General features: G+C 68.4%; 20 protein-coding genes. 5 read left to right on the top strand and 15 right to left on the bottom strand.

Annotation, left to right across the window (positions count from 1 at the left end; genetic code table 11):
- Positions 1–38: 38 nt before the first annotated feature.
- Positions 39–791, bottom strand: a complete 753-nt coding sequence (thyX, locus tag ACFVHY_RS08735) for an FAD-dependent thymidylate synthase (protein WP_390270895.1) — start codon at positions 789–791, stop codon at positions 39–41.
- A 144-nt stretch (positions 792–935) separates the two neighbouring features.
- Here thyX and ACFVHY_RS08730 point away from each other — a divergent pair, with 144 nt between their 5' ends.
- Complete coding sequence (locus tag ACFVHY_RS08730) at positions 936–2,594, top strand: alkaline phosphatase D family protein (RefSeq protein ID WP_390270892.1); 1,659 nt, start codon at positions 936–938, stop codon at positions 2,592–2,594.
- Here ACFVHY_RS08730 and ACFVHY_RS08725 read toward each other — a convergent pair.
- The 4 genes from ACFVHY_RS08725 to ACFVHY_RS08710 form a co-directional block, all read right to left on the bottom strand.
- Positions 2,591–3,370 (bottom strand): HAD-IIB family hydrolase, encoded by a 780-nt coding sequence (locus ACFVHY_RS08725; RefSeq protein WP_058250306.1) that lies wholly within the window; start codon positions 3,368–3,370, stop codon positions 2,591–2,593. The genes ACFVHY_RS08730 and ACFVHY_RS08725 overlap by 4 nt on opposite strands.
- Positions 3,371–3,432: 62 nt before the next feature.
- Positions 3,433–4,662 (bottom strand): winged helix-turn-helix domain-containing protein, encoded by a 1,230-nt coding sequence (locus ACFVHY_RS08720; RefSeq protein ID WP_390270889.1) that lies wholly within the window; start codon positions 4,660–4,662, stop codon positions 3,433–3,435.
- Positions 4,662–5,189, bottom strand: coding sequence for a dihydrofolate reductase (locus ACFVHY_RS08715; protein ID WP_390270885.1), 528 nt, complete (start codon positions 5,187–5,189; stop codon positions 4,662–4,664). The genes ACFVHY_RS08720 and ACFVHY_RS08715 overlap by 1 nt, the downstream gene beginning before the upstream one ends.
- The gene (locus tag ACFVHY_RS08710) at positions 5,186–6,019 is read right to left on the bottom strand and encodes a thymidylate synthase (RefSeq protein WP_390270882.1); all 834 of its coding nucleotides are present in this window, start codon (positions 6,017–6,019) and stop codon (positions 5,186–5,188) included. The genes ACFVHY_RS08715 and ACFVHY_RS08710 overlap by 4 nt, the downstream gene beginning before the upstream one ends.
- A gap of 108 nt (positions 6,020–6,127) precedes the next feature.
- On the opposite strand from ACFVHY_RS08710, the gene ACFVHY_RS08705 reads away from it, so the two are divergent.
- Positions 6,128–6,484 carry an HNH endonuclease gene (locus ACFVHY_RS08705; RefSeq protein WP_390270879.1) on the top strand — a complete coding sequence of 119 codons (357 nt, stop codon included), beginning with the start codon at positions 6,128–6,130 and terminating at the stop codon, positions 6,482–6,484.
- Here the strand turns inward: ACFVHY_RS08705 and ACFVHY_RS08700 are convergent, their stop codons facing one another.
- A complete protein-coding gene (locus ACFVHY_RS08700; RefSeq protein WP_390270876.1) occupies positions 6,485–7,471 on the bottom strand; it encodes an AraC family transcriptional regulator in 987 nt (328 codons plus the stop codon).
- A 135-nt stretch (positions 7,472–7,606) separates the two neighbouring features.
- Here ACFVHY_RS08700 and ACFVHY_RS08695 point away from each other — a divergent pair, with 135 nt between their 5' ends.
- Positions 7,607–8,503 carry an NAD(P)H-binding protein gene (locus ACFVHY_RS08695; RefSeq protein WP_390270874.1) on the top strand — a complete coding sequence of 299 codons (897 nt, stop codon included), beginning with the start codon at positions 7,607–7,609 and terminating at the stop codon, positions 8,501–8,503.
- Here the strand turns inward: ACFVHY_RS08695 and ACFVHY_RS08690 are convergent.
- The 7 genes from ACFVHY_RS08690 to ACFVHY_RS08660 all read right to left on the bottom strand — a co-directional run bounded on the left by ACFVHY_RS08690 (position 8,492) and on the right by ACFVHY_RS08660 (position 14,849).
- Positions 8,492–9,529: a potassium channel family protein gene (locus tag ACFVHY_RS08690; protein ID WP_390270871.1), complete on the bottom strand. Its 1,038-nt coding sequence runs from the start codon at positions 9,527–9,529 to the stop codon at positions 8,492–8,494. The two genes, ACFVHY_RS08695 and ACFVHY_RS08690, sit on opposite strands and share 12 nt — an antisense overlap.
- Before the next feature lie 21 nt (positions 9,530–9,550).
- Complete coding sequence (gene nhaA / locus ACFVHY_RS08685) at positions 9,551–10,876, bottom strand: Na+/H+ antiporter NhaA (RefSeq protein WP_390270867.1); 1,326 nt, start codon at positions 10,874–10,876, stop codon at positions 9,551–9,553.
- A gap of 130 nt (positions 10,877–11,006) precedes the next feature.
- Positions 11,007–12,401, bottom strand: a complete 1,395-nt coding sequence (locus ACFVHY_RS08680; RefSeq protein WP_390270864.1) for a DUF222 domain-containing protein — start codon at positions 12,399–12,401, stop codon at positions 11,007–11,009.
- Between the two features lie 147 nt (positions 12,402–12,548).
- Positions 12,549–13,004, bottom strand: coding sequence for a flavodoxin family protein (locus ACFVHY_RS08675; RefSeq protein ID WP_390270861.1), 456 nt, complete (start codon positions 13,002–13,004; stop codon positions 12,549–12,551).
- A gap of 4 nt (positions 13,005–13,008) precedes the next feature.
- Positions 13,009–13,548: a hypothetical protein gene (locus ACFVHY_RS08670; RefSeq protein WP_058250147.1), complete on the bottom strand. Its 540-nt coding sequence runs from the start codon at positions 13,546–13,548 to the stop codon at positions 13,009–13,011.
- 2 nt (positions 13,549–13,550) lie between these two features.
- The gene (gene dapB / locus ACFVHY_RS08665; protein WP_390270858.1) at positions 13,551–14,300 is read right to left on the bottom strand and encodes a 4-hydroxy-tetrahydrodipicolinate reductase; all 750 of its coding nucleotides are present in this window, start codon (positions 14,298–14,300) and stop codon (positions 13,551–13,553) included.
- Between the two features lie 66 nt (positions 14,301–14,366).
- On the bottom strand, positions 14,367–14,849 hold the full coding sequence (locus ACFVHY_RS08660; RefSeq protein ID WP_390270855.1) for an Lrp/AsnC family transcriptional regulator: 483 nt from the start codon (positions 14,847–14,849) through the stop codon (positions 14,367–14,369).
- Between the two features lie 146 nt (positions 14,850–14,995).
- On the opposite strand from ACFVHY_RS08660, the gene ald reads away from it, so the two are divergent.
- Complete coding sequence (ald, locus tag ACFVHY_RS08655) at positions 14,996–16,111, top strand: alanine dehydrogenase (protein WP_390270852.1); 1,116 nt, start codon at positions 14,996–14,998, stop codon at positions 16,109–16,111.
- Here ald and ACFVHY_RS08650 read toward each other — a convergent pair whose 3' ends face one another.
- Together ACFVHY_RS08650 and ACFVHY_RS08645 are read right to left on the bottom strand one after the other, a co-directional pair.
- Complete coding sequence (locus ACFVHY_RS08650) at positions 16,112–16,888, bottom strand: NRDE family protein (protein WP_390270849.1); 777 nt, start codon at positions 16,886–16,888, stop codon at positions 16,112–16,114.
- Positions 16,889–16,894: 6 nt separating this feature from the next.
- A complete protein-coding gene (locus ACFVHY_RS08645; protein ID WP_390270846.1) occupies positions 16,895–18,376 on the bottom strand; it encodes a putative nucleotidyltransferase substrate binding domain-containing protein in 1,482 nt (493 codons plus the stop codon).
- Between the two features lie 136 nt (positions 18,377–18,512).
- On the opposite strand from ACFVHY_RS08645, the gene ACFVHY_RS08640 reads away from it, so the two are divergent.
- On the top strand, positions 18,513–19,253 hold the full coding sequence (locus ACFVHY_RS08640) for a hypothetical protein (RefSeq protein WP_390270843.1): 741 nt from the start codon (positions 18,513–18,515) through the stop codon (positions 19,251–19,253).
- The last annotated feature ends 48 nt before the right edge of the window (positions 19,254–19,301 follow it).

Raw genomic sequence — 19,301 nt, 5'->3', positions numbered from 1 at the left:
GGTGCTCAAGGCTACCGCCTCCCTGTTGGTGACGATCCTCACCCTTCCAGCACGAATGGTGAGGTGGCGACCTCGGTCCCGTCGGCCAGGGTGCCGATCTCGAAATCGCCGAACACGGTGGGCGCCACCCGCATCAGCTGGCGTAGACACTCCACCGCGAGCTGGCGGATCTCGACGTCGGCGTGCTCGGTGGCGCGCATGCCGACGAAGTGCCGCCAGGCGCGATGGTTGCCGGTGACGACGATCTTCGTCTCGGTGGCGTTGGGCAGCACGGAGCGAGCAGCCTGACGTGCCTGTTTCCGACGCAGGATGGCGTTGGGGACGTCGGCGAACTTCGCCTCCAGCGCCGCGAGGAGCTCGGTGTAGGCCGCCCTGCTCGCGTCGGTCGCCGCGGCGAAGAGGTTCTCGAGCTCCGGGTCGCCCACGATCGCCGGCGGCGCCACGACGTTGGAGTCGTGCTCGGGCACGAACCGCTGGGACAGTTGCGAGTACGAGAAGTGGCGGTGCCGGATCAGTTCGTGGGTGCACGAGCGGGAGATGCCACTGATGTAGAACGTCACCGATGCGTGTTCGAGCAGCGACAGGTGCCCGACCTCGAGGATGTGCCGCAGGTAGCCGGCATTGGTGGCGGTACGCGGGTTCGGCTTGTCCCAGCTCTGGTAGCACGCCCGGCCGGCGAACTCGACCAACGCCTCACCGCCCTCGGCGTCGGTGCTCCACGGCACGTCTTCCGGCGGGGTGAACTGGGTCATCGCCACCATCTGCACCTTCAGCGGCACCAATTCGGACACGCATGTCTCCTGTCGTCCGTCGCGGCCACACGTCCGCGTGCCGCGCGGTATCCGATTCTCCCCCACCACGTGAGTACCGCACCGTCGGGCTCCGCCCGCGGTAGAGTCCCAGAAGGCGTGGGCGAGTACCCGGGGGTGGATGCGATGACGACGCGACGCGACTTCCTGCGCACGGGTGCGGTCGTGACCGGAGCGGCGCTCGCCTCCCCCGCCGTCGTCGCCCAGGGCGCGCCGCGGTCGCCCGTGCCCCCGTCGGCGGCAGTGTTCCGCCACGGCGTGGCGTCCGGCGACCCGCTCCCCGAGGCCGTCGTCCTCTGGACCCGCATCACCCCGACCCCGGCTGCGACCCCCGGTTCCGGCCTGGGGCCGGAGAGCCTCGTCCGCTGGGAGATCGCCCGGGACCCCGGCTTCGGCGCCGTCGTGGCCGCGGGCGAGGTGCGGACGTCCGCCGACTCCGACCACACGGTGAAGGTCGACGCGTCGGGGCTGACGCCGCGCACCTGGTACCACTACCGCTTCACGGTGCTGTCCGGACCCGCGACCGGCGCGGTGTCGCCCGTCGGTCGCACGTGCACCGCCCCCGCGACCGGTGCCGACGTCGCGAAGATCCGATTCGGCGTCGTGTCGTGTGCCAACTGGGAGGCCGGATACTTCGCCGCCTACCGGCATCTGGCCGCGCAGCCGGCACTCGACGCGGTGGTCCACCTGGGCGACTATTTCTACGAGTACGAGACCGGGCGATACACCGGCAAGACCGGAACCGTCCGGCCGCACGACCCCCGCCACGAGATCGTCACCCTGCGCGACTACCGGACACGCCACGCGCAGTACAAGACCGACCCCGACCTCGCCCGGCTGCACCGGGACCTGCCGTTCATCTGCATCTGGGACGACCACGAGTCGTCGAACGACTCGTGGTCGGGCGGGGCGGAGAACCATCAGGCGGGCGAGGGCTCCTGGGCCGCACGGCGCACCGCCGCGCTGCGCGCGTACGCCGAGTGGATGCCGATCCGCCCCGCCGTCGACACCGCGGGCCGGCACCTGTTCCGCAGGCTCCGCTTCGGCCGTCTGCTCGAGTTGTCCATGCTGGATCTGCGCTCCTACCGCGACCTGCAGGTCAGCGCCCGGTCGGCGGCCATCGACGATCCCGCCCGCTCGATCCTCGGCCGGTCTCAGATGTCGTGGCTGACCAATGGACTCACGTCGTCGGAGACCCGCTGGAAGATCGTCGGCAACCCGGTGATGATCGCCCCGGTGCTGATCCCCCCGCTGGATCCGCAGACGACCGGGGCCGTCACCGCGCTGCTCGGCATCCCGCGCGAGGGCATCCCGTACAACGCCGACCAGTGGGACGGTTACGCGGCCGATCGTCGACGGCTCCTCGAATCGCTGCGACGCAACCGCGTCGACAACGTCGTCTTCATCACCGGCGACATCCACTCGTCGTGGGCGTGCGACATCCCGGCCGACCCGGCGAACTATCCCGGCGGCGGGACTGTCGCAACGGAATTGGTCGGCACCTCGATCACGTCGACCAACATCGACGACATGCTGAACGTGCCCGCGAACACCGCCGGGGTCGCGGTGTCCTCGGCCTTCGCGGCCACGAACCACCACGTGCGCTGGAGCGAGTTCGACGCGCACGGGTATTCGGTCCTGACCGTGACGCCGGCGGCGACGCAGATGGACTGGTACTTCGTGCACGACAAGACGAATCCGCGCTCCGGCCAGTATTACGCGAGGTCTTACCGGGTCGCGAACGGCACCCAGCGGGTCGTACCGGCGGGCGGGCCGGTCGACTAGCTGCCCGTCTCGACCTGATCCAGCAGCGCCGACAGCTTCGCGTGGGTGTCGGGCCAGCCGTGGACGGCGATCGACGTGATGCCCAGAGCCTTGACCGGGTAGTCGTTGCCGCCCTCGTCGAGCCGGTCACCGAAGAACAGGATGTCGCTGGTGCTGAGGCCGAGGATGTCCATCAACTTCAGTGCGCCGTAAGCTTTGTCGATGCCCTTCTTGGTGACGTCCACCGACGTCGAACCGCCGCTGCGCACCTCGAGGTCGGGAAGTCGCTCGGCGGCGTAGGCCCGCAGGGACTCCTTCTTCGCTCCGTCGGGGTCCCAGGCCGCCTTCGCGTCGACGGGCGCCTTCTGCCCCAGCGCGCTGAAGGTGATCTGGCTGCCGCGGTCCTCGAGGATGTCACCCCACGTCTCGCTCTCCCACAGGCCGAGCTCTTTCGCGCCGGCCTCCAGCACGTCGAGCGTGCGCTGCTTCTCGTCGTCGGTGAGGAATTCGGCGTAGACCGTCTCCCAGTCGTTCCCGGACCACCGCACGTACTGCGTTCCGCACGTCGGCATGAGGTGGAGGTTGGCGACGCTGTCGAAGTTGCCGAGCCGCGCGAGAACCTGCTTCTCGAACTGGGTGAAGTTGCCGCCGGAGATGATGCAGCCCAGGCTCACGTCGAGCATCCGCCGCAACAGATCGACCATCTGGTCGTCGAGCGGGCTCTTCGACGGGGCCAAGGTGTCGTCGAGATCGAACATCACCAATCGGTAGTCGTTGCCCTCATACGACACGGTCATCGCTTCGTCTCCCATCGCTGTCGTGAACTTTCGATCCTCAGCATCGCATCACTCGGGGTGAGTCACGCGACGTGCAGCACCCGTTGCAGGTCGGGCGCCAGGTCGCCGCGTCCGGACACGACGACATCGTCGAGGTCCTGCCAGCCGGCGAAGCTCCGCAGATCCGCGGACAGCCGTTCGGCGACGAGGCCTCGGGAACGACCCGGCTCGCAGTAGGCCCCGAGCACCTGCAGGGTGCGGTTCTTGCGGTCGGCCTTCAGGTCCACGCGCGCGGCGATGTCGGTGCCCAGCAGATACGGCAGCACGTAATAGCCGTGCACGCGTTTGTGTTCGGGCACATAGATCTCGATGCGGTAGTGGAAGTCGAAGAGTCGTTCGGCGCGGGGGCGGAAGAACACGAGCGGGTCGAACGGCGACAGGATCGCCGAGGCGTCGACGCGCCGCGGAATCACCGCGCCGGCGGCCAGGTAGGCCGGATCGCGCCAGCCGTCCACGGATATCTCCTGCAGCACACCGTCATCGACGAGTTCGGCGACCGCGGGCCGCGCGTCGGCCGGCCGCAGCCGGTAGTAGTCGGCCAGATCGGCCACGGTGGCGACACCGAGCGCCTGGGCGGCCCGGCTGACGAGTTCACGGTGCGCCTGCGCACGGTCGGGTCGCAGCGCGACGATGTCCGCGCCGACGATCCGCTCGGTGAGGTCGTAGTGCCGCACGAAGTTCCCGTTGCGGACCGCCGACAGGTCACCGGCGGCGAACATGGCCTCGCACAGGTGCTTGACCTCACCGCGCTGCCACCAGCTCCCGGCTGCACCGGGTTCACGTTCGATGCCCAGTTCCGCTTCGATGGCACGGGGCGTGGTCGCGCCGACCGCCTCGATCACGGCCCGGACGTCGCCGACCAGAGAACGGTTGCGACGCATCACGTCTCGCGTGTGCCGATACCGACCGTCGGCGAAGTCGTCCATCCGCCATCGGAAGAGGGGCCAGTCGGGCACCGGGATCAGCGCGGCTTCGTGGGCCCAGTACTCGACGAGCAGCCGCCGACCGCGCCCGGGCTGCCACGCGGCGCGGTGCAACAGGTCGGGATCGTAGGCACCCAGGCGAGAGAACAGCGGCATGAAGTGCGCACGCGCGGCAATGTTGACCGAGTCCATCTGCAGCAGCCGCGTCCGGCCGACGACGCGCTTCAGGTGTGCCATGGTGGGCGCGGCGGCGGGCCGACGGTCGGTGAAACCCTGTGCGGCGAGCGCGATTCGACGCGCCTGTGCGATCGAGAGACGATCTGGCGCCATCAGTCCTGCCGAGCGCGCCGATAGTCGACGAAGCGATACCCGATGCCGCTCGTCGAGGTCTGCCACTCACCGCGATGTGCCACCGCCCACTCGCCGGTGATCTCCGGCGCGAACGCGTCGGCACCGTCGATCTCGACGTCGATCTCCGTGACACACAGTTCGGTGGCGAATTCCACTGCCAAGCGGTAGATCTCGCCGCCGCCGATGATTCCGACCCGTTCGCCACCGGCCAGCTCGAGCGCCTCCGCCACCGATCCCGCGGCCGACGCTCCGTCGGCCGACCAGCTCGCGTCGCGGGTGACGACCACATTGGCGCGACCGGGCAGCGGCCGAAATCGCGGCGGCAGCGAATCCCAAGTCCTGCGGCCCATGACAACCGGGTGCCCGACCGTCAGTTCCTTGAACCGCGCCACATCTTCGGGGACCCGCCACGGGATCGTGTTGTCCCGGCCGATCGCCCCGCCGCGTCCCTGCGCCCAGACCAGGCGCACCTCACGCGAGCCCTCCCCCGCGAGGTCGGACGTCACACCGCCACCGGGGCTTTGATCCCGGGATGGGACCGGTAGTCGACGATGGCGATGTCGTCGTACTGGTAGTCGAAGATCGAATCCCGCTTGCGCAGTTCGAGTTTCGGGTACGGGTACGGGTCGCGTGACAACTGCAGCGTGACCTGGTCGACGTGATTGTCATAGATGTGGCAGTCGCCGCCGGTCCATACGAACTCGCCGACCTCGAGGCCCGCCTGTTGGGCCATCATGTGCGTCAGCAGCGCATACGACGCGATGTTGAACGGCACGCCGAGGAACAGGTCGGCGCTGCGCTGGTACAGCTGGCACGACAGTTTGCCGTCGGCGACGTAGAACTGGAAGAACGCGTGGCAGGGCGGCAGTGCCATCTGCGGGATCTCCCCCACGTTCCATGCGGACACGATGTTCCGGCGAGAATCGGGGTTGGACTTGAGCAGGTCGAGGGCGGCCGCAATCTGGTCGATGTGTTCGCCGGACGGTGTCGGCCAGCTCCGCCATTGCACGCCGTAGACGGGTCCGAGTTCACCGTTCTCGTCGGCCCACTCGTCCCAGATCGAGACCCCGCGCTCCTGCAGCCATCGGACGTTGGAGTCGCCGCGCAGGAACCACAGCAACTCGTAGACGATCGACTTCAGATGCACCTTCTTGGTGGTGATCAGCGGGAAACCCTCGGCGAGGCCGTAGCGCAACTGCCTGCCGAAGAGGCTGCGCGTCCCGGTGCCGGTGCGGTCGGCCTTCGGTGTCCCGGTCTCCATGACGAGGCTCAGCAGATCCTCGTACGGAGTCGGGATGGTCCCGGTCGATGACATGTCGCGGATGGCCGTGCTCACGGGTGCCAGTCTAGGCAAAGCAGTAGTCGCACCGCCGGGCGCACGACACAACCCCGACTCGGCCTGTGACGGCTGTGACTCGTGTGATCCGAGCGGTAGGCTCCTCCCGTGGCCACCCGCAGCACCACCCGCGCCAATCGGTACGCGAAGCGTCGTCGCAAGCGTGTCGCCGCCCGCGACAACGACCTCACCGACGCCCAGTGGCTCGCACTGCAGGAGGCCTGGGGTGGGTGCGCGTACTGCGGCGCGGTGGGCGTCGCCCTGCAGCGTGACTGCATGCTGGCCATCTCCCGCGGCGGCCGGTACACCGTCGCCAACGTCGTGCCGTGCTGCGGTTCGTGCAACGCGAGCAAGTGCAATTCCGAGGTCACGACGTGGATGCGGCGGAAGAAGCTGGACGAGAAGGCGTTCCTGGTCCGGCAGTTCGAGGTGAGTCGCGCGCTCGCCGTCGACCCGGCCGACTGATCACACGGCCCGCGCCGCGCGTCGTACTCGTCCGGGCGAGGACCCGTTGACCCGCTTGAACGCCCGGCTGAACGCCGCCTCGGAGGAATAGCCGAGTGCGCCCGCCACCGACGCTACGGATGCGTCCGGGTCACGGAGACGGTCCGCAGCCACATACATCCGCCACCGGGTGACGTACTGCATCGCCGGCTCGCCGACGACGGCGGTGAACCGGGCCGCGAACGTCGACCGCGACATCGCGCATTCACGGGCCAGTCGTTCGACGCTCCACTCCGCCGCCGGATCGCGATGGACCGCGGCGACCGCACGCCCGAGTTGCGGATCGGCGAGAGCCCCGAGCCATCCGGTGCGGGTGCCCTCCGCATTCTGCAACCACGATCGGATCGCGTGGATGACGATGATGTCGGACAACCGGGTGATCACCGCCTCCCCGCCGGGCCGGAGTTCGCCGGCCTCGTCGATCACGATGCGCATGAGGTCCCGCAGCCACGAGCTGCTCGCACCCGCACGGGAATCGGTGGCGCGGATGGCGAGGATCGGCGGCAGCATCCAGGTCAGCGACCGCGCCGAAGGGTGGTCGAAACGGACGACGGCACAGATCAGGACCGAGCGTTCGGGCCCGTCGCCGCCGTGGCGCAGGATGGCATACCGATCGCTCAGGTAGTCGTGCGGCAGATCGGTGACGACCGGGGCGAACGTCGCCTCGCCGTCTCCGCGGATGACGTGCGACCGGCCGTGCGGCACGACGACGAGATCTCCCGGTGTGAATCGCAGCGACGCACCGTCCGGCGCGGACAACCGCAGCGACCCCGACACGACGAGGTGCACGCACAGACAGTCCTCCCAGACCGGCATGGTCAGCGCCCAGGGCTCGGTGAGCTCCGACCGGCAGTAGAAGGCACCGTTCAACCGGAAGAAGTGCAGGGCCTCCCCGAGGGGGTCGGGGCTGTGGAACGGGTCGGGGTGCAGATCGTCGGCGGTGCGCACCGGTCCATGATCGATCATCTCGAGCCGGTTGTCTGACGATGCCGGACAATCGTGCATGACATGCGGATCTTGAGGCATAGATCGTCCGATGAGTTGCCGTCAGTCTGGACGTACGGCATCGAATCAGGAGGTCTCATGTACACAGTTCTCGGCGCGACGGGCACCGTCGGCGCACAGGTCACCACCCGCCTGCTCGGCGGCGGACACCGGGTGCGGGCGGTGGGACGTTCACTCGGGCGACTCGACACACTGGCCCGGCGCGGCGCGGTTCCCGCGGTTGCCGACATGACGAATCCGTCCGCGCTGACCGAAGCGATGCGCGGCTCGTCGGCCGTGCTCGTGCTGCAACCTGTGGATCACACCGCTGCCGACCACCTCGCCTCGCAGCGGACGATGACCGACGCGATCGTCCGCGCCCTCCGCGAGTCGGGTGTGCCGCGTGTGGTCGCACTCAGCAGCGTCGGCGCGGAGATCGCTTCGGGCACCGGATTTCTCGTCGGTCTGCACATCCTGGAGCAGCGCCTGGCCGAGTTGTCCGGCGCCGACGTGCTCGCTCTGCGTGCAGGCTGGTTCTACGACAACGCCCGCTCCTACCTCCCGCTGATGCAGAATGCGGGCATCGTCGCGGACTCGCTGGATCCGCACGTCGCCGTTCCGATGGTCGCCACGCGGGACATCGCCGCGGCAGCGGTGGATGCGCTGGTCGAAACAGGCTGGGGCGGTGGACATCTGAGCCGGGAGATCCTGGGTCCGGTGAACGTCGACCAGGCCACCGTGACGGCCGCGCTGGGACGTGCCTTCGGTCTTCCGGAGTTGCGCTACGTGTGCTTGTCCGACGACGACATGGTCGCGACGCTCGTCGACGAGGCCGGATTCAGTCCCGATGTCGCGCGACACCACGTCGGCATGACCCGTGCCATCAACGACGGTCGGGTGGCCGGCCGGCGCCCGGGCACCACGGTCGTCACCGGCCCGACGACCATCGACGACTACGCCGGGGTTCTCGCCGAGGGAGCGCGGTCATCGCGCTGAGCTGCGGACGATGATCAACCTGTCCGTGCTGCGCAGCGACCCCGGTAGTTCGAGAGTGCGGTTCAGGGCACCGTCGCGGACGATGCCGATGACGTCGTCCGGTAGGTCCCGCGGTTCTCGCCCGATCTCGGCGGTGGTGACGCCACGCTCGCTGACGGACAGACCGGCGGCCGGGGTGAGCAGATCCTCGATCACGTCGACGACGTGCGGAGTCCGTGTCGCGATGCCCATGAGCCGCCCGGCGGTCGCTGCCGAGACGACGACCGAGTCCGCTCCGGATCGTCGTAACAGGGCGGCGTTGTCCGCATCGCGAGCCGCGGTGACGATTTTCGCGGAGGGGTTGAGTTGCCGTGCGGTCAGCGTGATGAGGACCGCGGTGGCGTCTCGATGGGCACCGATGAGGACGGCGCGCGCGTCGTCGACCTTGGCGAGGGCCAGCACCTCTCGGCGTGTGGCGTCACCCCGCACCGCCACCACGCCGAGCGTTTCGGCGGCCTCCAGCGGCTCCGGCTCGGAGTCGACGACCACGATCTGCGATCGGTCGACGCCGGCATCGAGCAGGGCGTGGGCGGCACTGCGCCCCTTCGTCCCGAAACCGACGATGACGTGGTGGTCTCGAAGCTGTTGCCGCCACCGCTGGATCCGCAATGCCTGCCGGGAACGCTCGGTCAGGACCTCGAGTGTGGTCCCGATCAGCACGACCAGGAACAACACCCGAAGTGGCGTGATCACGAAGACGTTGATGGCCCGGGCCTCGGCGGTGATCGGCGCGATGTCGCCGTAACCGGTCGTCGACAGAGACACCGTGACGTAGTAGAAGCTGTCGAGCAGCGTGAGCGGCTCGTCCGTGGAGTTGGTGTACCCGTCTCGGTCGAGGTAGACCACGAACGCGGCGATGCAGATGACGGCAACCGCGATGGCGACACGCCGCCCGATGGCGCGCAGTGGATTCTGTGCGCGTTCGGGGACGGTGATTACGCCGATCGCGAGGTTGTACCCGCTCGTGGGCCGTCGCCTCAGAAACATCCCCGCCACACCGCTCGTCTGTCACCGACCCTTGTCTTGATACACGTCCGGGATACCGTCGTGGTCGTCGTCGCGCATCTCCTCTTCGGCGATCCTGCGGTAATGCCGGTTGCGCATCCGCAGGATGACCGCGGCCGCCGACGCCGCCGTCAGCGAACCGACCAGGACACCGATCTTGACGTACTCCGCGCGGTCGGATTCCGGGTCGTACGCGAGGTCGCCGATGAGCAGCGAGACCGTGAAGCCGATGCCGGCGAGCATGGCCACACCGGTCACGTCGATCCATCGGATGCTGGCGTCGAGGGTGGCGCGCGTGAACCTGGCAAGAAGTGCGGTGGTGCCGACGATGCCCACCGTCTTGCCGACCACCAGACCGAAGATGATGCCCAGCGCAACGGGATTCGTGAGCGCCTCGCGGAGGCCGCTGAGACCGCCGATGGTGACGCCGGCGGCGAAGAAGGCGAACACCGGGATGGCGAAGCCGGCCGAGATGGGCCGGATTCGGTGTTCGAAGTGCTCTGCCAGGCAATGCCGGGTGTCCGTCTCGTCGCTCCCGGCCCGACGGAGCACCGGGACCGTGAAGCCGAGGACGACGCCGGCGACGGTGGCGTGGACCCCGGACTCGTGGACGAATGCCCACGTGAGGGCCGCCAATGGGAGCAGGAGCCACCACGAGGTGATCCGCCGCTGCACGAGAAAGGCGAACGCCGCGAGTGGGATCAGGGCCAGGGCCAGCGCGGCGCCGTTGATGGAGTCGGTGTAGAACACCGCGATCACCGTGATGGCCAGGAGGTCGTCCACGACGGCCAGGGTGAGCAGGAAGGTACGCAGTGCGGCGGGCAGATGCGTCGAGATCACGGCCAGCACCGCGACCGCGAACGCGATGTCGGTGGCGGTGGGAATGGCCCAGCCCTGCACCGCTCCGTCGCCTGCCCGGATGGTGATGGCAGCGAAAATGATTGCCGGAACAGCCATTCCACCGACCGCAGCCGCGATGGGCAGGGCCGCGCGGGCGGGATCCCGGAGGTCGCCGGCGACGAACTCGCGCTTCAGCTCCAGACCGACGACGAAGAAGAAGATGGCGAGCAGACCGTCCGCCGCCCAGGTGGCCAGGGAGAGATCGAGGTGCAGACCGAGGGCGTCGGACCCCACATGGATGTCGCCGAGGCCGAAGTAGGCGGCCGACCACGGCGAGTTGGCCCACACAAGGGCTACGACCGCGGCGACGAGCAGCAGCATGCCGCCGATGGTTTCGCGCCGGAAGATGTCGGCGATGCGGGAAGCTTCGGGCCAGGAGCCGCGCGAGAAGAGCGTCGGGGTGGCCCGACGTGAGTCGGTGTCAGTCATGGTGCGTACGGAGTCCTTCGTCGGGTGGGCTACGTACGCGTCGTGGCCGCCCCATCGTGCAGGGCTCACCGTCAACGCGCAGCCGACCAGACTTCCCGGCACACCGCGTGTCAGTCTAACAGCTGGGCGCCTACGCGGCGCTTTGCACAGCGGGCTCGGAGCGAGTTGCGTTGCGTGCCTTCCATTCCCACACCGCGTACAGCACCTCGGTGGTGTAACCGAGGTCCATCCGACCCCCACCGACCGGGACCGTCGCGTCGGTGCTGATACGAGGGTTTGGTTGCCACTCCGACGGTGTCGACGTCGGTGGCGCCACCTCGATCTCAGTCCCATCCGGGCGATGAAACGTGAACCGCTGCAACCCATGTGCGGTGATCGCAAACTCACCCTGATGCAACGACCGATGACACGACCCACACAACAAGATCAGATTGTCCGGATCGGTCCGCCCACCCGCCGACCAGAACACGACATGATGGGCATGCAGATGACGCGTCCGCCGACACCCCGGCACCTGACAACACCGATCCCGCACGAACAACGCCCGCACCAACGCCTTGTTCGGCGCCCGCTTCCGACGACCCACCCCCAACAACGCCAACTTCCCCGGCTGACCGGGAATCCTGCGGCTCACCACCTCTTGCGTTGACGCCCCACACCGGGCTTCGGCCACCTCGACCTCCGACAACCCGGGACCATCATCGAGATGAGCCGACTCCACACCCTCACCGGCATGGATCAGGATCTCCGCACCCGGAGCAAGATCGGGCATCGCGATCCCGTCATGCACCATGTCGGCCATCGCCACCACCGCCGGCGCCACATTCGACGGCACCTGCCGCCACAGATCCCGACGCCGCGACGGAACCACCTCCGAATCCTTAGGTGCCGAACCGGCTTCAGTGTTCCGCGGAACGCTCTCGACGGTCGGTAGATCCGGGTCGTCGCTGGTCCGGGTCCGTTCGTATTCCGCCCGCACCGACCCAGCGAGGAACCGCGCACCATCCAACGGACTCAACGTCAGCGACACCGACAACGACCCGTCATCGTTCCACTTCCACCGCCCCGTCGACTCCACCGGCGGCCGGCTTTCCTTGTCGACGCCACGGTCACGGTCGATCTGGCCCATCGCCCGCACCGCCCGATCCAACTGACTCGCCGTGCACGACAACGCCAGATTCACCAACTCCTGCTCACGTTCAGGCGTGGCGACCCGTGTCAGGGCGCGGACCTTCGAATACGTCAGCCGACCTTCGCGAAACGCGGTGCGGATCGCCGGCAGTTCTCGTAGCGCCTTGGCGACCCTCAACTGCTCATGTGCCGTTCGCGGTGCGATGCCGGCCTTCCACGACAACCAGTGCGCCAGCGAGTGAATCCCCGGCCCCCGCCACGACTCCCGCTCATCCAGTTCCGCTACCAGCTCAAGGAAATCCGCTGTCAGCGCCGTGATCTGCGCGGCATACCCCAGCACCCGCGCCTCGAGAACCTCATCCGACAACGACGCCGGTTCCGCACCATCGAACATCGACGACACGTCCTCAACGCAACGAAAAGTACTGACCCCCACCGCAACCCCCTGAACCGAATGAGAAGTACAGGAACAAGTATCGCCAGGCACCGACAATTCCTCGAGCCTCAACCCGAGGTCACGAGTGTTCCGCGGAACACTCGTTCATCCCTCCATCAACCCCGCTGCCACCGTCGCTCCCAACTCCCAGCACGCTTCGCGATCGTCCTTGCTCGGCGAACCGGAGACGATGACGTACTCGGCGGCCTTGGTCCAGCCGAGGCCTGAGGTGATCGAATCGACCGCTCGCACAGCCCCTTCGGTGCCCTGGTTGCCGTGCATGTACAGCCCGAACGGCCGACCCTGGGTCGAGTCGAGGATCTGGTAGTAGCTGACGTCGAAGGCGTGTTTCAGTGCGCCGCTGATGTATCCGAGGTTGGCGGGCGTGCCCAGGAGGTAACCGTCGGCGTCGAGGAAGTCGGAGGCGGTGACGGCGAGCGCGGCGCGTCGGATCACCTCGACGCCTTCGATCTCGGGGTCGGTCGCGCCGGACACGACGGCCTCGAACATCTCCTGGCATGCCGGTGACGGGGTGTGGTGGACGATGAGCAGCCGGCTCATCGGATTACTGCTCCCGGCCGTGATACTGGGCGACAGCACGTTTCATCATCGAGCGGGCACGGGTGCGGTCGCCGGCGTAGTCGTAGGCACGGGCGATGCGGTAGGTGTTGCGCCAGTCGCTCGGGTCGGCCTCCCACTCGGCCTTCACCTGGGCGAAGAGTTCGTCGGCGGCGTCGCGCTCCATCCGGCCCGATGCGCGGTGCGGCAGGTTCGAGATATCGAGTTCACGTCCCTCGTCGGCCATGATGGCGGCGAGTTTCTGGTGCTCGAGGCCCGCCCGCAGCGTCGCGTAGACCAGCCACGCCCCGATCAGCGGCAGCGCGATCACGCCCAGACCGAGACCGATCCCGGCGGCCGACCCGGAGGCGATCAGCTGGAAGCCACGCCATCCGAGCAGGACGAAGTACACGATCAGCGCCACGACGAGGAATGCGATCATCCAGACGATCGGACGGGAATCTTTCTTGCGCGGGCCGAGTCGGGGTGCGCCGCCCTCGGTGTCGTCGTCGTGGGGTGGCTCGTTCGGCGGGCCGGAGGAGGTCATGGTCAGAGGTCCAAAAGTTCTTCGAGCCCGATCGTGAGTCCGGGACGGCCGGCGATGCTGCGCACGCCCAGGAGCACTCCGGGTGCGAAGGACGCCCGGTCGAGGGAGTCGTGCCGGATGGTCAGCGTCTCGCCTTCGGTGCCGAGCAGCACCTCCTGATGTGCCACGAGTCCCGCAAGCCGCACCGAGTGGACACGCACGTCGTCGACGACCGCGCCGCGGGCGCCGTCGAGTTCCTCGGTTGTGGCATCGGGGCTCCGACCGACGCCCGCCTCGGCGCGAGCACGGCCGATCAGCTCCGCGGTCCGATAGGCGGTGCCCGACGGCGCGTCGGCCTTGTGCGGGTGATGCAACTCGATGACCTCGACCGAGTCGTAGTACTTGGCCGCCTGGGCGGCGAAACGCATGGACAGCACCGCGCCGATCGCGAAGTTGGGTGCGATGAGGACGCCGACGCCGGGGTTCTCCGACAACCAGCCGCGGACGGTGTCGAGGCGCTCCTCGGTGAATCCGGTGGTCCCGACGACGGCGTGAATCCCGTTGGAGATAAGGAACTTCAGGTTGTCCATCACCACATCGGGGTGGGTGAAGTCGACGACGACCTGGGTTTCGGTGTCGGTGAGGAACTCCGGCGAATCGCCTTTGTCGACGCCCACGGTGTAGGTGAGGTCGTCGGCATTCTCGACCGCGGCGACGATCGCCTGCCCGACCTTGCCCTGGCTGCCCAGGACGCCCACCTTGATACCGCTCATGTCCACCTCTTCGTGTCGTGTCCTGCCGGCCGAGTCGCTGCCGGGCCAGTCTAGTGGCGTCTCGCCTCAGAAGATCGGGGCACCGCCGCGGCGGTGTTCGAACACCAGCGACGTGGTGGTTCCGGCGACCTCCGGCCGGCCGTTGAGTCGTTCGACGAACTGGCGCAGCGCCTCGGTGTCGGCGGCGGCGACATGCAGCAGGTAGTCGTCGGTGCCGGCGAGGAAGAACACGTCGATCACCTCGTCGTGGGTGGCGATCTCGCCGACGAAGCGTCGGATCTGACCGCGCGCGTCGGACTGCAGACTGACGGCGACCATGGCACGCAGCGGACGACCCAGCGCCGCCGGGTCGACGTCGGCGAAGAAGCCGCGGATGATGCCGACGTCGACGAGCCGACGCAGACGGCCGTGGCAGGTCGACGCGGCGATGCCGACGCGCTGCGCCAGTTCGCTGTTCGGCATCCGCGCATCGGACTGCAGCAGGCGGAGCAGCTCCCGGTCCGTCGCGTCGAGTTTACCGGCCCGAACATCCTTCGGTGTGGTGGCCATCGCGTCCTCCCTCCTCACACGATCGTCGGCAGACCGAGCTTCGTGAGAATATTCTTCCGCACGATTGTGTCATGGCCGATGTTCCTTCACGCTGAAAATCAGTTCATCGAGGAACGTTCAGGAGACCACAACCCGACGGAGTCATCATGCGCATCGGCATCCCCACCGAGATCAAGAATCACGAATACCGCGTGGCCATCACTCCCGCCGGCGTCGCCGAACTCCACCAGCGCGGCCACGACGTGATCGTCCAGGCCGGCGCGGGCGAGGGATCCGCCATTGCCGACAACGACTTCAAGGCCGCCGGTGCACAGATCCTGGGAACCGCCGCCGCGGTCTGGGAGCAGGCCGAACTACTGCTGAAGGTCAAGGAACCGATCGCCTCGGAGTTCGCGCTGATGCGTCGGGATCAGACGCTGTTCACCTACCTGCACCTGGCCGCCGGCAGGGCCTGCACCGACGCGTTGCTGGCGTCGGGCATCACCTCCATCGCCTACGAGATGGTCCGGACCGCCGACGGCGCGCTTCCGTTGCTGGCCCCGATGAGCGAGGTCGCCGGACGCCTCGCACCGCAGGTGGGTGCCTATCACCTGATGCGTTCGGCGGGCGGTCGGGGCGTACTCATGGGCGGCGTGCCAGGAACCGAGCCCGCCGACGTGGTCGTTCTCGGCGGTGGCGTCAGCGGCGTGAACGCGGCGCAGATCGCGCTCGGCATGGGCGCCCAGGTCACCGTCTTCGACATCGACATCGCCAAACTCCGCTCGATCGACGCCAGCTTCGGCGGCCGCGTCCACACCCGGTACAGCACGGCCCTGGCCGTCGAGGAGGCGGTCGTCGGTGCCGACCTCGTCATCGGAGCCGTCCTCGTGCCGGGCGCCAAGGCACCGGTCCTCGTCTCGAACAGCACGGTCGCCCAGATGAAGCCGGGCGCGGTGCTCGTCGACGTCGCGATCGACCAGGGCGGCTGCTTCGAGGACTCTCGACCCACCACCCACGACGACCCGACCTTCGCCGTCCACGACACCGTCTTCTACTGTGTCGCCAACATGCCCGGCAACGTCGCGCGTACGTCGACACAGGCGCTCACCGGTGCGACCCTCCCCTACGTCCTCCGGCTGGCCGATTCGGGACCGGAGCAGGCGTGCGCAACCGACCCGGCACTCGGCTCGGGACTGAGCACGCGGCACGGCCAACTGTTCACCGCCGAGGTCGGCGCCGCACTCGACCTCGACGTGTCGCCGAACCCCTTCGCGCACAACTGATCAGAACGTCAGCGTGGTGGTTCCCCGGCGTCGGCCCCGCCAACCGTAGCGGCGCTCGGTCATCGATCCGTGGCCGTCGTACCCGACGAGCAGCAGGGTCGATGCCCGGGTGCCGTACCCGGGGATGTTGATGAACATCGGCGACAACGCCGCCTCGGCCTGTGGCCCGACGCCGGTGTCGGGCAGACGCGCCAGGTCCGGCCGATCCTGGTCGGCCAGCATGGCGAAGTAGGACTCGTCCGGAGACCCAGCCGACCCGCCACCGTCTGCCTCGACCAGCCCACCCAACGCCGCCGCACCGTCGACGACCTTCGGCCAGTCGTTGTCCAGGGCACCGTTCGAGAGACCGTGCACACCGTCGGCGACCCGCTCGGCGCGCGGTTCCGGCCAGTTGGTCATCCACCACAGCTCGTCCCGATCGGCGACGAGCAGATTCACCGGATCGTACGCGGCCGCATCGTCGAGAACCCGGTGGGCGTACACCTTCGGGTCGTCGTCGCCGATCAGATAGTCCACGGGAAGTTGTCCGCGCGAACGGATTCCGGCCCGTCGAGCCGGCCCGACACGGACGTTGGTGACCATGGCCACCCGGTCGGGGATCTCGGCCGAGACAGCCATCCACGTACCGCCGGCGACGGCGTCGCGACCGCCGAGGATCGGCAGGTCGTCCCAGTGCGACAGCGCGAAGGTGCGGCGACGGTGTTGCTCGTCCCGATTGGCGGCCACGATCAGCCGCTGAGTGGGGTGCGCGTTCCACGCAAAAAGGATCAGGCACATCGGGAATCAGGTCACCTGCTCGGGTCCGGGAAGAAGTCGGCTCATGGTCGACATGCGGCGCTGCACTCCGGCGATCTCGCGGACCGCTTGCCCGAGCAGGCTGCGGTCCAGCGGGGACAACTGCCTGACATCGAACCGATCGCCGGGCGGATCACCGTTGTCGAACTGTGCGACCTGATATCGCAGCCGAACGCGCTGCAGCACATCGAAGACCTCGATGAGCGTCGACGCCTGATCGGTCGGCAGCATCTCGCTGCCGGACGCCGCGCGCAGACGGCCGCGGGTGTCGACGTCGGTCGAACCCACACTGACCGCGGCCCACCGCGCGATGTTGACGAGCGGTGTCACCGCATGCCCCTTGATGTCGACGATGTTGCCCCGGCCGGTCAACACATCCCGCCGGGACCGCAACCGGGCACGCGTCGAAAGGGTTTCGGCCAGCAGCAGATTCATCGTCCGCGGGTCGCGCCGCAACCCGGCGATCATCGCGACCGCGGGCGTCGCCGACACCGCGGCGCGCCCGCGGACAGGCCGGCCGTCGAGCATCAGCGATGTGAAGATCATGCCCTTGCCGGCGAGCGGATCATCGATCCACGCTCGCGCCGCCGTCTGCCACTGCGTGTGGGTCCGCGCGAACAGCGGCTTCGACGCGACGGCGCCGTTGTCGTCGACCCGCAGTCCCGCGTTCCGCAACACCTCGTCGATTTCATCGAAGGCTGCCCGATAGCGTTCGATCTCGCCGCCGGCCGAATCGTCGAAGGAGACAGCCGAATCCACGTCCGAGCTCAGCACCGGTTCCCGACGGGCGTTGCTGCCCAGCGACAACCAGGTGAACGCCGCGGGATCGAGTTCGGGATGTGCGGTCAGGACGACATCGAGCGCGCGACCGACGACCGCGTCGACGATCATGGACGCCGCGCGCGAGATCTCGTACGGCGGTCGGTCCCGGCGAACCTGGTCGGCCACGAACTGCGGCAGCCTGCGCGCATGACCCTGCAGCTCCTCGACGTCGATCGAACGCCGGATCTGTTCGCGCAGCGGGATGCCCGCACCGACGGGGTCGGCGACGAAATCCCCCGCCCCGACGACACCGATCACCTCGCCGTCGGCGCCACGGACGGGGACGATAGCCAGATCGCGGTCGACGAGCTCGGTCAGCACGTCCATCGACGCCGCACCGGCATCGACGACGAACGCCGGTTCCGTGACGATCTCCCCGACCGAGGTGTCGACGCTGCGGCCGGCCGCGACCACCTCGGCCCGGATGTCGCCGTCGGTCAGCACGCCGAAGCTCCGGTCCGGCAGCGGGATCACCACGTAGTCCTGTCCGCGCTCGGTCATCAGCGCGGCCGCCTGGCGGACGGTCATGTCGGCCCGGCCGATCACCGGTGCGGTGCGGAGCAGTTCGGCCACGGCGCTCGCCGCAGAGATCCCGCCGGCGTCCCGACGCCGCGCCACCGTCAGCTGCGGCTTCTCCTCACCGGCCATGTCTGCAGAGTCTAGGCGGGCCCGAGGTCTTCGAAGACCGTCGGCCGGTCGAATGATTCGGAGTCCGGCCGGCACACCGCGGGGCCAGGGTTCGGCTCGAAGGGAGCAGACACCCTCTCGGAGCAAAGGACCCCCGATGATCAAGCCTCACGTCGCCGCCGCGACCACCCTGCTGGCCACTCTGGCCGTGGCAATGGGCACGACCGCCCCCGCAGCCGCCATCACGCCCGAGTACGCCGACACACTCACCGCCGGCCAGGGCATCCTGATCGGCGACGGCCTTTGTTCCATCGGGTTCTTCGGGACCAACGCCGACGGTGACCGTCTCGCCGTCACGGCCGGGCACTGCGCCGAGGGCGTCGGCGACGAGGTCACCACCACCGACGGCGAGACGATCGGTGAGGTCGTGGACTGGCAGGACGACGGCGGCACCCCCGACGGGTCGATCACGCTCGCCGATCCCCGCGGTTACACCGTCATCGCGATCGAGGACGACTGGGAGGTGGACCCCGTGTTCGCGACGGCGGCCGACCCCGAGGTCGGCGAACCGGTCGCCAAGACCGGCGAACGCACCGGCACGACCGTCGGCACCGTGACCGCCCTGCTGCATCAGGACGCCGCGCCCGAGCATCGTCTCGTCAACGCCGAACTCGTCGTCCTCGGCGGGGATTCGGGTTCACCGTGGTACCAGGAGACCCGCGGCGGACGGTATGTCCTCGTCGGGATCTCCTCGAGCGGCAACTTCGGCACGCAGAACCCCGACCAGGCGATCTCGACGGCCCAGACCATCGAAGGCCTCTACGAGCAGATCGCCGGATCCGGGTCGGCCTGGACCGACGGCTTCGAGATCAGCTTCGACTCCGCCGACCGATCCTGACGCCGGCTTCCAGACGACACCGGGGCCCGCCGTCCGCAATGGACGGCG

It is taken from the genome of Gordonia sp. NPDC127522 (assembly GCF_042672305.1).
Lineage (GTDB): Bacteria > Actinomycetota > Actinomycetes > Mycobacteriales > Mycobacteriaceae > Gordonia > Gordonia hongkongensis.
Note: the sequence above shows the minus strand (reverse complement) of the source record. Positions and strands in the feature narration are given on the sequence as shown.